The 13098-nt window shown below is 64.6% G+C and carries 10 protein-coding genes; 7 read left to right on the plus strand and 3 right to left on the minus strand.

What is annotated here, in order from left to right; translation table 11 throughout:
• Positions 1 to 102 precede the first annotated feature (102 nt).
• Positions 103 to 966: an SDR family oxidoreductase gene (gene rfbD / locus ACYVHT_RS11165; RefSeq protein WP_460551261.1), complete on the plus strand. Its 864-nt coding sequence runs from the start codon at positions 103 to 105 to the stop codon at positions 964 to 966.
• Between the two features lie 97 nt (positions 967 to 1063).
• Here rfbD and ACYVHT_RS11170 read toward each other — a convergent pair whose 3' ends face one another.
• Positions 1064 to 2275: an MFS transporter gene (locus tag ACYVHT_RS11170; RefSeq protein ID WP_460551264.1), complete on the minus strand. Its 1212-nt coding sequence runs from the start codon at positions 2273 to 2275 to the stop codon at positions 1064 to 1066.
• Positions 2276 to 2387: 112 nt separating this feature from the next.
• Positions 2388 to 3731 (minus strand): MFS transporter, encoded by a 1344-nt coding sequence (locus ACYVHT_RS11175; protein ID WP_460551267.1) that lies wholly within the window; start codon positions 3729 to 3731, stop codon positions 2388 to 2390.
• A 327-nt stretch (positions 3732 to 4058) separates the two neighbouring features.
• Between ACYVHT_RS11175 and ACYVHT_RS11180 the strand changes: the two genes are divergently transcribed.
• The 5 genes from ACYVHT_RS11180 to ACYVHT_RS11200 all read left to right on the plus strand — a co-directional run bounded on the left by ACYVHT_RS11180 (position 4059) and on the right by ACYVHT_RS11200 (position 10335).
• The gene (locus tag ACYVHT_RS11180; protein WP_460551270.1) at positions 4059 to 6413 is read left to right on the plus strand and encodes a TonB-dependent receptor; all 2355 of its coding nucleotides are present in this window, start codon (positions 4059 to 4061) and stop codon (positions 6411 to 6413) included.
• A 135-nt stretch (positions 6414 to 6548) separates the two neighbouring features.
• Complete coding sequence (locus ACYVHT_RS11185; RefSeq protein WP_460551273.1) at positions 6549 to 7370, plus strand: DUF4249 domain-containing protein; 822 nt, start codon at positions 6549 to 6551, stop codon at positions 7368 to 7370.
• Between the two features lie 155 nt (positions 7371 to 7525).
• Positions 7526 to 8599 (plus strand): sensor histidine kinase, encoded by a 1074-nt coding sequence (locus ACYVHT_RS11190; protein WP_460551276.1) that lies wholly within the window; start codon positions 7526 to 7528, stop codon positions 8597 to 8599.
• Positions 8577 to 9296 (plus strand): LytR/AlgR family response regulator transcription factor, encoded by a 720-nt coding sequence (locus tag ACYVHT_RS11195; RefSeq protein WP_460551279.1) that lies wholly within the window; start codon positions 8577 to 8579, stop codon positions 9294 to 9296. The genes ACYVHT_RS11190 and ACYVHT_RS11195 overlap by 23 nt, the downstream gene beginning before the upstream one ends.
• Positions 9297 to 9357: 61 nt before the next feature.
• Positions 9358 to 10335: a bestrophin family protein gene (locus tag ACYVHT_RS11200; protein WP_460551283.1), complete on the plus strand. Its 978-nt coding sequence runs from the start codon at positions 9358 to 9360 to the stop codon at positions 10333 to 10335.
• Between the two features lie 71 nt (positions 10336 to 10406).
• Here ACYVHT_RS11200 and ACYVHT_RS11205 read toward each other — a convergent pair whose 3' ends face one another.
• Positions 10407 to 11342 (minus strand): helix-turn-helix domain-containing protein, encoded by a 936-nt coding sequence (locus ACYVHT_RS11205; protein WP_460551286.1) that lies wholly within the window; start codon positions 11340 to 11342, stop codon positions 10407 to 10409.
• A gap of 164 nt (positions 11343 to 11506) precedes the next feature.
• Between ACYVHT_RS11205 and ACYVHT_RS11210 the strand changes: the two genes are divergently transcribed.
• Positions 11507 to 13036: an aldehyde dehydrogenase family protein gene (locus ACYVHT_RS11210; protein ID WP_460551289.1), complete on the plus strand. Its 1530-nt coding sequence runs from the start codon at positions 11507 to 11509 to the stop codon at positions 13034 to 13036.
• The last annotated feature ends 62 nt before the right edge of the window (positions 13037 to 13098 follow it).

The following is a 13098-nucleotide window of genomic DNA, read 5'->3' on the forward strand; positions in this document are numbered from 1 at the left end:
AGACGAAGTACGCCCCAGCAAATTAAGCCGCGCCGCCCAACCGCCATTCATTGCCATTTCAATTGGCTCTAACTTGCGGCCCGAAATGCAGCCTGAGCAATTATGAGCAATACCTTGATTTTTGGGGCCTCCGGGCAGCTGGGGCAGTGCCTGGCCCACGTCGCGCAGCAGCGCCACACCCCCGGGCTGATTTTTTTGCCCGAGGAGCAGGCCAACATCCTGAACCCCGCCGGCCTGGCCGCACTGTTTGAGGAGCACCGCCCGGCCTACGTCATCAACTGCGCCGCCTATACGGCCGTGGACAAGGCCGAGGACGAGGTGGAAATTGCCCGCAAAGTGAACCGCGACGGCGTGGAAAACCTGGCCCGCCTCTGCGGCCAGCACGGCACCGTCCTCATCCAGATTTCCACCGATTTCGTGTTTGCCGGCACCGGCAACGAGCCCCTGACCGAAACCGATGCCGCCGCGCCCATCGGCGTCTACGGCCTCACCAAGCTCGAAGGCGAGCAGGTGATTCCCGGCCTCACCGAGCGCTATTTCACGCTGCGCACCAGCTGGCTCTACTCCGAGTTTGCCGCCAACTTCGTGAAAACCATGCGCAAGCTGGGCCGCGAGCGCGACGAGCTGCGCATCATCTGGGACCAGGTGGGCACGCCCACCTACGCCATCGACCTGGCCGGCCTCATCCTGCACCTCATCGAAACCGGCAGCCAGCAGTTCGGCCTCTACCACTACAGCAACGAGGGCCTGACCTCGTGGTACGATTTTGCCACGGCCATCTTCGAGCTGAGCGATATTGCGGTGAAAACCATGCCCATACGCACCGCCGAGTACCCCACCAAAGCCGCCCGCCCCGCCTTCTCGGTGATGGACAAGACCAAGGCCAAAACGCAGCTGGGCATTGCCATTCCGCACTGGCGCACCAGCTTGAAAGCGTGTCTGGCCCGCCTGGCGGAGATGGAGTAGGCTGTTAGCTCAGCAGGCACTTCGCCGCCACCGAGGCGCGGCATATCGGCGCTGCAGGACGAGCGGAATGAAAACGGGTAGCCGGGCAGCCGCCCGGCTACCCGCGCCCGTAGAACCGGCTCACCAGCCACGCCCCGCCGGCGAAGGCCGCGCCCAGCACGCACACGCCCGGCCAGCCACCGTGCGTCCAGGCCAGCCCGCCGGCCACCGAGCCGATGGAGCCGCCCGTGAAATAGCCGGTCATGTACACGGTGTTGAGGCGGCTGCGGGCCTCGGGCACCAGCGAGAAAATCTTGGTCTGGTTGGAGATGTGCGCCGCCTGCACGCCCACATCCAGCAGAATCACGCCCAGCACCAGGCCGGCCAGGTGGTAGCCGGTCAGGCCCAGCACGGCGTAGGAAGCCAGCGCCAGCCCAATGCCCACGCCGATGGCAAAGTCCGGCCCGCGCGTGTCGGCGGCCTTGCCGGCCAGCGGCGCGGCCAGCGCGCCCACCGCCCCAATCAGCCCGAAAAAGCCGGCCACATCGGAGCCGTAGCCGTAGCTGGGACCTTCCAGAAAAAACGCCAGCGTGGTCCAGAACACGCTGAAGGCGGCAAACAGCAGCCCGCCCACCACGGCCGAGCGGCGCAGGGCCGGCTGCTCCCGCGTCAGGGTCAGGATGGATTTCATAAGCGTTGCGTAGCTGCCCGCGAAATTGGGCCGGTCCTGCGGCAGGCGCCAGGCCAGCAGGGCCAGCAGGGCCAGCATCAGCCCGGCCGCGATTTCGAACATGGCCCGCCAGCCCAGGTGCGCCCCCACGTAGCCGCTGATGGTGCGCGAGGCCAGAATCCCAATCAGCAGCCCGCTCATGATGCGGCCCACGATGCGGCCCCGGTCGGTCTCCGGGGCGAGGTGCGCGGCCATGGGCAGCAGCAGCTGCGGCACCGCCGAGCAGATGCCAATGAGCACGCTGGCCCCGGCCAGCACCGCAAAGCTGGGCGCAAAGGCCGCCAGCGCCAGGCAGGCCGCCGCGCCCAGCAGCATGAGCAGCATCAGGCGCTTGCGCTCCAGCATATCGCCCAGCGGCACCACAAACAGCATCCCCGTGGTGTAGCCAATCTGGGTGGCGGTGGCCGCGAGGCTGGCGCTGCTGTCGCTCAGGTGAAAGGTGCGGCCGATGGCGGCCAGCAGCGGCTGGTTGTAGTAGATATTGGCCACCACCAGCCCGCAGGTGAGGGCCATGAGCCAGACCAGCGCGGCATCGATGCGCGGCGCGGCGGCGCGGGCCGGGGGGGAAGAGACAGAAACGGAAAGGGGAGTATCAGACATGAAGAAGGGAGCCTGCCGGCCCGATGGCATCAGGCTACTCAACCGGCCGGCCGGGCGATGGTTGCGGGCCGGCCGGCGCAAAGGCGTCTGGCTCCGGTCAATCGCGCGGTTTTTAGCTCTGCCCGAGCTGCCCCGCCGGGGCCTGCGCTGCCGGCTTGAGGGTTTCGGGCATCAGGGCCCAGAAAAACACCAGGCCGGCCGCCGCAATGCCCGCCAGCACGAGAAAAGTGAAGTTGTCGCCCTGGCTTTTGGCCAGGAAGCCGGCCACCGAATTGCTCAGAAACGCGCCAATGCCCTGGGCCGTGGCAATGGCGCCCTGCGCGGCATTGAAGCGCCCGGTGCCCCGCGTGAGGTCGGCGATGATGAGCACGCCCACCACCCCGAAGATGCCCGCGCCCAGCCCGTCCATGCACTGCACGGCAATGAGCGCAGCCGGGTGGTGGCTGAGTGTGTAGAGCACCCCGCGCAGGGCAAGCGCCGCAAACCCGAACAGGAACAGCGGCTTGCGCCCCAGCCTGCCGGCCAGCCGGCCGCTGGCGGCTGCCACCACCAGAAACACCAGCTGCGAGGCCAGCATGTAGCCCGACGTGTACAGCACGGCCTGCCGGGGGCCCACGCCACGCCCCAGCAGCTGCGTCACGAGGGGCACCATGGCCGCGTTGGCAAAGTGAAAGATGACGGCCGACACCAGAAACACCACCACCGGCTTCTGCCGCAGCAAGTCGCGGAAGCAGGCGAGCAGCTCGCGCAGCGCGTCCCAGAGGCTGCCACCGGGCGCTGCCGGGGCCTTTTCGTGGGGGGCGTCATCGCCGCACACTTCGTTCTGGTCGGCCCCGCGGGCCAGGTCGAAATCAATGTCATCGGCCCTGATGCGGGCCACGCACAGCGCCGCCCCCACGCACAGCGCGCCCACCAGGTAGAACATCCAGCGCAGGTTGAAATAGTAGCCCACCGCGCCCAGCACCAGCGCCGCAAACATGTTGCCCGCCGCGTTGAAAGCCTGGTTGGTGCCCTGCGCCTGGTCGAACCGGGCGCGGCCCACCAGCCCCAGCGCAATGGCCGCCAGGCAGGGCGGAAACACGGCCCCCGCCACCCCAATCAGTGCCTGGCCGCCCATCACCACGGGCTTCAGCGTGAAAAAAGCCGTGGCCAGCACGGCCAGCGCTATCAGCGCGATGCCGCCCAGCAGCAGGGCGCGCTTCTGGCGGAGGCGGTCGATGAGGGCCCCGGCCGGGGCCTGGGCCAGCACCTGGGCAATGTTGCCGGCCGCCAGCGCCGAGCCAATCTGGGCCGGGTTCCAGCCCACGCTGGCCTGCAGAAACAGCGCCATGTAGGGCCCCATGCCGTTCTGCACGTCGGCCACGAAGAAATTGAGCGCCCGCAGTGCCCGGATGCTGCCGCGCTTGGGGTCGTGGGCCAGGTCGAGCCGGGCGGCTTGGTTGTTGGAAGAAGGCATGGCTGGAAGTCAGCTTGGCGGTACGCAACTTTTTGGCCCAAAGGTTCTGGCTGTTGTGCCCGGCAATGTTGAAAACCCCGCGCAAGCCTGCGTGGAACAGCCGGCGCCACTGCTGTCTGGCTGCAAAAACCGGCCGGTTGCGAAAATTTCATGTTGACGTAACGCGGCTGCCCACGCGGCCGAAAACAGCTTTTCTTCGGGGCTGCGGCCTTCCGTATTCATCTATTTTTTATCGGCGGTTGTAGAATAAAACGGCCCGGCGCTGACGGGCGGCGGTAAGTTTGGGACATGAAGTCAGCGCGTACCCCGTCCTCATCGGTTGTTCTATTGTTTCGTGAGCTGCTCCGGCGGCCGGTCGTTGGGGCCGGCGCGGTGCTGCTGCTGAGCGCCGGCCCGCAGCTGGTGCAGGCGCAGGGCCGCGTCACCATCAGCGGCACCATCAAGGACGCGGGCACGGGCGAGGACCTGACCGGCGCGTCCATCCGCATTGTGGAGCTGCCGGGCACCGGCACGGCGGCCAACGCCTACGGCTTCTACACCCTCACGCTGCCGGCCGGCACCTACACGGTGGAGGCCACGTTCGTGGGCTACAAGGCCCAGCCGCGCAAAGTCACGCTGGAGAAAAGCCAGCGGCTCGACTTCCGGCTGAGCCCCGGCGGCCAGGAGCTGAACGAGGTGGTGGTGACCGGCCGCAGCGGCCAGGCCAACATCAGCAAGGCCCAGGCCGGCGTCGAAACGCTCGACATGAAGCAGATTGCCAAGGTGCCGGTGCTGTTTGGCGAGAAAGACGTCATCAAAACCCTGACCTTGCTGCCGGGCATCAAAACGGCGGGGGAGGGCAGCAGCGGCTTTTCGGTGCGCGGCGGCAACGTGGACCAGAACCTGATTCTGCTCGACGAGGCGCCCGTGTACAACGCCTCGCACCTGCTGGGCTTCTTTTCCACCTTCAACTCCGACGCCATCAAGGACCTGACCGTGTTCAAGGGCGGCATGCCGGCGCAGTACGGCGGGCGGCTCTCGTCGGTGGTCGACATCAAGATGAAGGACGGCAACAACCAGCAGCTGCACGGCAGCGGCGGCATCGGGCTCATTGCCTCGCGCCTGGCCCTGGAAGGGCCGCTGGTGAAGGACAAGGGCTCGTTTCTGGTGACGGGCCGGCGCACGTATGCCGACGTTTTCCTGGGCTTGTCGTCGAACCCGACCACCAAGAGCGCCAGCCTCTACTTCTACGATTTCAACGCCAAGGCCAACTACACGCTCAACGACCGCAACCGCCTCTACTTCTCGGGCTACCTGGGGCGCGACGTGCTGGGCATCCAGAGCTTCGGCAACAACTACGGCAACCAGACGGCCACGCTGCGCTTCAACCACCTGTTCACCGACAAGCTGTTTTCGAACACCTCGCTCATCTACAGCAAGTACAGCTACCAGATTAAAATCAAGAGCAACGACCTGGATTTCAGCATCGATTCCAAAATCATGGACTTCAACCTGAAGCAGGATTTCGAGTATTCGCCCAGCGCGACGCAAACGCTGCGCTTCGGGGTGCAGGGCATCTACCACACCATCACGCCGGGCCACGTGACGGCCGCCGCCGATGCGGCCGTGAACGCCACGGCCGACAAAACCAACCACTCGCTCGAAACGGCGGCCTATGCCTCGCACGAGTGGGCCCTGACCGAGAAGCTGGACTTCACCACCGGCCTGCGCCTGAGCGAGTTCAGCCTGCTGGGCGCCGGCGACTACTCCACCTACAACACCGCCGGCACGGTGGTCAGCACCACGCACTACGGCGCGGGCGAGTTCATCAAAACCTACTTCAACCTGGAGCCGCGCTTTGCCGCCAGCTACCAGGCCACGGCCCATACGGCCCTGAAAATCGGCTACGCCCGCAACGTGCAGAACCTGCACCTGCTCAGCAACTCGGCCTCGTCGTCGCCCACCGATTTGTACGTGCCCACCACGCTCAACGTGAAGCCCGAGCTGGCCGACCAGCTTTCGGCCGGCTACTTCCGCAAGCTGGGCAAAAACCAGGACTATTCCTTCTCGGCCGAGGTGTACTACAAGTGGCTGCAAAACCAGGTGGACTACCGCGACGGCACCCAGCTGCGCGGCAACCAGGACGTGGAAAGCACGCTGCTCTACGGCAAGGGCCGCGCGTATGGGGTGGAGTTGCTGCTGAAAAAGGAAACCGGCCGCCTCACCGGCTGGGTGGGCTACACGCTCAGCAAATCGGAGCGCCAGTTTGCCGAAATCAACCGCGGCAGCTGGTTCAATGCCCGCCAGGACCGGCCCCATGACGTGTCGGTGGTGGCCGTGTACGACTTCAGCCCGAAATGGAGCTTCTCGGGCACCTTCGTGGCCAGCACCGGCAACGCCGTGACCTACCCCGTGGGCAAATACTACGTGGCCGGCCAGGCCGTGAGCCTCTACGGCCCGCGCAACGCCGACCGCCTGCCCGGCTACCGCCGCCTCGACGTGGGGGCCACCTTCGAGAAGCCCCGCCAGGAAGGCAAGCGCTTCCACCACAGCTGGAATTTCTCCATCTACAACGTGCTGGGCCGCGAAAACCCCTACAGCATCACCTTCGAAACCGTGCCCGACGACCCCAGCCGCACCCAGGCCCTGCAAACGGCCCTGTTTAAGATGGTGCCGTCGGCCACGTACAACTTTGAGTTTTAAGACCGATTCAATACCTGCGGAACGTCATGCTGAGCTTGCCGAAGCATCGCTACCGCGCCACTAATTCAATCGACTGATTTTACTCTCGTGGTAGAGATGCTTCGGCAAGCTCAGCATGACGTTCTGATTTTCTCCATGAAGCCTGCCCATTTTCTCGCCTTCGCCGCCCTGCTGCTCCTGGCCACGTCCTGCCAGAAGGTCATCACCCTCGACCTCAAGGAAACCGCCCCGCAGCTGGCCATTGAAGGCAACCTGGCCGACGACGGCCACCCCTGCACCGTGCTGATTTCGCGGAGCGTGAGCTACACCCAGACCAACACCTTCCCGGCCGTGAGCGGGGCCGTGGTCACGCTGAGCGACGACGCGGGCGGCCTCGAAACCCTGGTCGAAACCAGCACGCCCGGCCAGTACCAGGGCCGCACCGTGCGGGGCCAGACCGGCCGCCGCTACACCCTGCGCGTGGAGGTGGAAGGCCAGGCCTACGTGGCCACGTCCGCCATGCCGACGGCCGTGCCCTTCGCCGGCCTGCGCGCCCAGAAAGCACCCATTGGCACCAGCATTCAGGCGCTGCCCGAATTCCTGGACCCGGCCGGCGTGCGCAACTACTACGTGTTCCGGCAATACCGCAACGGCCGCCTGAACAAGGCCCTCTTCCTGCAAAACGATGAATTCACCGACGGCAAGCCCAACAACCGGGGCCTGGGCGCGGGCGGCGGCGGCGGCGGCAGCTCCGACGATGCCGACAAGCTGGCCACCGGCGACAGCCTGCGCGTGGAAATGCAGAACGTGGACGCCGATACCTACGAATATTTCCGCACCCTCAACCTGACCCTGCAGGGCGGCGGCATGGCCACCGCCTCACCCGCCAACCCGAAATCGAATTTCAGCGGCGGCGTGCTGGGGTACTTCAGCGCCCACACGCGGCGGCAGCGCAGCATCATTGTCCCGGCGCTGTAGTGGCTGGGCGGTTGGGGCGTAAAAGCAAAAAGGAACGGTCATGCTGAGCGCCGCCGAAGCATCTCTACCGCTTTGTTGCCCATCGATTACTTACGCGGTAGAGCGGTTTCGGCGGCGCGCAGCATGACCGTTCACTTCATCCCTTCCAATCACCCATGATACTCACCGTCTTTCAGCCCCGGGTGTTGCGCGTGCTCATTCACGTGGCCGTGTGGCTGGCGCTGGCAGTGCTGGTGGTTGGGTTTGTGCAGCTGGGGCTGGGGGTGGAGGTGAAGTTTAGCTGGCGGGTGCTGCGTATTTTGTTTCCGCTGGGCCTGCTGGCGGGGTTTTTCTACCTCAACTACTGGGTGCTGATACCGCGGCTGCTGGCGCGGCGGCGCTTTGCGGGCTACTTCGCGTTGGTGGTGTTCATTGGGGTAGGGTTTGCCATGCCGATGATTTTGCGGCACTTCGGGGTCATTACCAAGCCGGAGCACCCGGCCCGGCTGGCGGCCTACCACCCGCTCCAGATGGTGTTTGTGGCCCTGGCCCTCACGTGGATAGTGAGCAGCGCCCTGCGCATCACCGGCGAGTGGCTGCAGAGCGAGGAAGTGCGCAAGCAGCTGCACAGCGACCAGCTGGCCGCCGAGCTGGCCTTCCTCAAGTCGCAGGTGAACCCGCATTTTCTGTTCAACACCCTCAACAACGTCTATTCCCTGGCCGAGCTCAAGAGCGACGACGCGCCCGCCGCCATCCTCAAGCTCTCGCACCTGATGCGCTACATGCTCTACGAAGCCCACGCGCCCCGCGTGCCGCTCACCCACGAAATCGAGCACCTGCGCACCTACACCGACCTGCAGCGCCTGCGCCTCGATGCCGACCAGGTGCCCATCCGCTTCACCATCGAAGGCGACCCGCACGGCCACCTCATCGAGCCCATGCTGCTTATTCCCTTCGTGGAGAATGCCTTCAAGCACGGCATCAGCTTCCAGCACCCGTCGGCCATCGGCCTGCACCTGCGCGTGGACGACGACGGCCTGACGTTCACCGTGCGCAACCGCGTATTTGCTGCCGCGCCGGCCGCGCCCGCCGGCGCCACGCCCGTGGGCGGCGTGGGCCTCCAGAACGTGCGGCAGCGCCTCCGGCTGCTCTACCCCGGCCGCCACACCCTGGGCCTGGCCCGCACCGAAACCGACTTCACCGCCACCCTCACCCTCACCTTCGACCATGCTCCGCTGCCTGTTAGTTGACGACGAGCCGCTGGCCCTGCGGCTGCTGGCCAGCTTCGTGGCGCGGGTGCCCGGCCTGGTGCTGGTGGGCACCTGCCGCAGCGCCCTGGAGGCGCACGAAGTGCTGCGCCGCGAGCCGGTCGATGTCATTTTCCTCGACATCCAGATGCCCGACCTCACCGGCGTGGAGTTTGTGCGCAGCCTGCGGCCCGAGGCCCTGGTCGTCTTCACCACGGCCTACGAGTCGTTTGCCGTGGAAAGCTTTGCCCTCAATGCGCTCGACTACCTGCTGAAGCCCATTGCCTTCGACCGCTTTGTGCAGGCCGTGCAGCGCGCCCAGGACCGCCTCGCCACCCGCCCCGAAGCGGCTGCGGCCGCCGCACCCGCCCCGCCCGAAGACTACATTTTTGTGAAGGCCGACTACCACTCCCAGCGCGTGAGCCTGCGCGAAATCCGCTACCTCGAAGGCCTGAAGGATTACGTGAAAATCTTCGCCGCCGCCCCGCGCCCGCTGCTCACGCTCAACTCCCTCAAAGCCTTCGAGGAGCGCCTGCCCGCCACCGATTTTGTGCGCGTGCACCGGTCCTACATCGTGGCGCTGGCCCACATCGATTCCATCCGCAAAAACCGCATCTACATGGGCGCGGACGTGATTCCGATAGGGGAGGCGTTTGTGGAGGCGTTCAACAAAGCCATCGAGAAGCGCAACATGCATTAGCCCCTCGCAGCACACCGCTGAAGCATCGGACGCTACGCAAGCGGAAGCCTGTGCTGCGAGGATGAGCGTAATTTCGCCCGGCCCGTCCCTAACCGACGGCCGCCTGCTCCGCATGATTGTCTATAAATCGACCGACTGGTGGGAGGCCCTGCGCCACCTGCGCGCCTCCGGCGTTATCCGCCTGCTGCTGAAACGGGTGCTGTGGGTGGGGCTCTACGCCGCCGTGGTCACGGCCTTGGTCATCCGGTTCGATACCATCAATGTGGCCGTGGACAAGGAGTTTTTCTCCTTTCTGGGCATTCTGCTCAGCCTGCTGCTGGCCTTCCGCACCAACACCGCCTACGACCGGTTTTACGAAGGCCGCCGCCTCTGGGGCCAGCTCGTGAACAACTGCCGCAACCTGGCCGTGCTGCTCCACGCCCGCCTGCCCGCCGACGACTACGCCACCCGCGCCTACCTCGCCCGCCTGCTTTCCAACTTCCCCATTGCGCTGGATGGCCACCTGCGCAGCGGCGTCCGCTTCGAAAAGCTGGAAGCCGTCGAGCCTGGCTTCATCGAGCACCTGCAAACCGTTCGGCACGTCCCTTCGCGCCTGGCCGCGCTGCTTCAGCAATTCTACGAAGCGCTGCTGCGCGAGGAGCGGATTCTGCCCACGCACCTGCTCACCCTGCAGCGCCACCACGAAGCGCTGCTCGACGTGGCCGGCGCCTGCGAGCGCATCAAAGCCACGCCCATTCCCTTCTCCTACAGCTATTTCATCAAGGGTTTCATCTCGGTGTTCATCCTCATCATGCCCTTCAACCTGCTCGACTCTTACGAGTGGCTCACCGTGCCCATCACCATGTTCGGGGCCTACGCGCTGCTGGGCGTGGAGATGATTGGCGACGAAATCGAAGACCCTTTCGGCAAAGACAGCAACGACCTGCCCCTCACCCAGATTTCCAACCGCATCCGCGCCAACGTGCACGAAATCCTGGGCGTGGACCTGCACGAGGACCTGCGCGGCCTGGCCGATGCCCCGTATAGCGTGGTGTTTTAACTGTAGCGCGGACTTTGTAGTCCGCGTCCCTACGCTGTTACAACGATTGGTGGATGACACCGGAACGCGGACTACAAAGTCCGCGCTACATCTTTCTTGTACGCCCCCGGCGTCATGCCCTCGTACTTCTTAAACAGCGCCTGGAAGTACGACAGGTTATTAAACCCCGCCCGTAGGCACACCTCCGCCACGCTGGCCAGCGGGTGGCGCAGCAGGCGCTTGGCCTCAGCCAGCCGCTCGCGGATGATAAACTCCACCGGCGTGAGGCCGAACTCGCGCTTGAACACGCGGAAGAACGTGGCCTTGCTCATGCAGGCCAGCGCGCTGAGCTTATCGATGGTGAGATTCTCGGAAAGGTGGTCCTTGATGTAGCCCACCACGGCGGCAAAGCGGTGCGTGGTGAGGTGCCGGGCATAATCGTGAAAAATGAGCTGGCGGGCCTGCGTCTGCATCAGGCGCACCAGCAGTTCCTGCAGCGTGAAGCCGGCCAGCACGTCCTTATTGATATCCGAAGCGCGCGACACGGCCACCAGGCGGCCCAGCGTATCGGTCAGCTCGGGCGTGTTGGTGAGGTGGGCGTACTCGGGGCCTTCGATGGCCCAGGGCTGGTGGGGTTCGGCTTTGGGGTAGCGCTCGTTCAGCAAATCCACGGTGTGGCGGATGGTGTCGGGCGCGATGGCCACGGCCAGGCACTGGGTGGGCTGGCACAGGCAGGCATCGGGGAAGTCGATTTCCATCAGCTCGTCCTTGTCCACCACCACCGACTCGCCGGGCAGGTAGTCGAAGGCTTCGCGGCCGGGCAGGTGCATCACTTTCTTGCCGCGCAGCATGGTAGTCAGGGCCAGTCCTTCGAGGCGCAGGGGCACGCGGTGGGCGGCGCGGTGCGTTTCGAACACGTTGAGCTCGAAGCCTTCCAGGTTATACACGGTCCGGTTCTCAACCAAAGAATGCAGGCGTTCGAGGGCGAGCGGAGCAACGGCGGCGGGCAGGTGGACGCGGGTGGGCATGAGTGAAACGCGGTTGGTGAGGGAGCACACACTCCCAACACGGGGATGGGGTAGCAAGTTGCGACAATTTCCGCACTCTTTGCGATAATACCACAACCAGCCGGCCCGGGAGAAAGGGACCTTTACATCGTTTCCATTTCACCTAATTCCCATCCAAAAAAGCCATGGCTGAAACCCTCGAAGAAACCACCACCGTGGTGGCCCGCCCCCAGTTCAAAAACCATTACGACAACTTCATCGGCGGCAAGTGGGTGGCGCCCGTGAAGGGCCAGTACTTTGACAACCCGTCGCCCATCGACGGCAAAGTATTCACCAAAGTAGCCCGCAGCACCAGGGAAGACATCGACTTAGCCCTCGATGCCGCCCACGAAGCCTTCAAAACCTGGAGCAAAACCTCGGCCACCGAGCGCAGCAACATCCTCAATAAAATTGCCAACCGCATCGAGGAAAACCTCGCCCACCTCGCCGCCGTGGAATGCGTGGAGAACGGCAAGGCCATCCGCGAAACCACTTACGCCGACCTGCCGCTGGTCATCGACCACTTCCGCTACTTCGCCAGCGTGATTCGCGCCGAGGAAGGCAACGTGACCGAGCTGAACTCGACCACGGTGTCGATGAACATCAACGAGCCGCTGGGCGTCATCGGCCAGATTATTCCCTGGAATTTCCCGCTGCTGATGGCCACCTGGAAGCTGGCCCCGGCCATTGCGGCCGGCTGCACCGTGGTGATGAAGCCCGCCGAGCAAACCCCCGCCAGCATCATGGTGCTCATGGAGCTGATTCAGGACCTGGTGCCCGCCGGTGTGATAAATGTGGTGAACGGCTTCGGGCTGGAAGCCGGTAAGCCGCTGGCCTCGTCGCCGCGCATCCAGAAGGCTTCGTTCACGGGCGAAACGACCACCGGCCGCCTCATCATGCAGTACGCCGCCGAAAACCTCATTCCCGTGACGATGGAGCTGGGCGGCAAGTCGCCCAACATCTTCTTCAAGAGCGTGATGGATGCCGACGATGACTTCCTCGACAAAGCCATCGAAGGCGCCGTGATGTTTGCCCTCAACCAGGGCGAAATCTGCACCTGCCCCTCGCGCATGCTCGTGCACGAAGACATTTACGACGACTTCATTGCCCGCGTCATCGAGCGCGTGAAAGCCATTAAACTCGGCAACCCGCTCGATATGAACACGATGATGGGCGCCCAGGCCTCGAACGACCAGTTCGAGAAAATCCTGAGCTACCTCGAAATCGGCAAGGCCGAAGGGGCCGAGGTACTGGTGGGGGGCGACGCTTACTCGCAGGCCGACGGCGCGCTGGCCGAGGGCTACTACATTCAGCCCACCATGTTCCGGGGCCACAACAAGATGCGGATTTTCCAGGAGGAAATCTTCGGCCCGGTGGTGTCCGTGACAACCTTCAAAACCGTGGAGGAAGCCATCGAAATTGCCAACGATACGCTCTACGGCCTCGGCGCCGGCGTGTGGACGCGCGACGCCCACGAGCTGTACGAAGTGCCCCGCGCCATCGAAGCCGGCCGCGTGTGGGTGAACTGCTACCACGACTACCCCGCCGGTGCGCCCTTCGGCGGCTACAAAGCCTCCGGTTTCGGCCGCGAAAACCACAAGATGATGCTCTCGCACTACCGCCAGAACAAGAACATGCTCATCAGCTATAGCCAGCAGAAGCTGGGCTTCTTCTAGGGGTTGAACCAGCTAGCTGACGTTGAAAGAACGTCATGCTGAGCGCAGTCGAAGCATCTCGC

It is taken from the genome of Hymenobacter daeguensis (assembly GCF_054780555.1).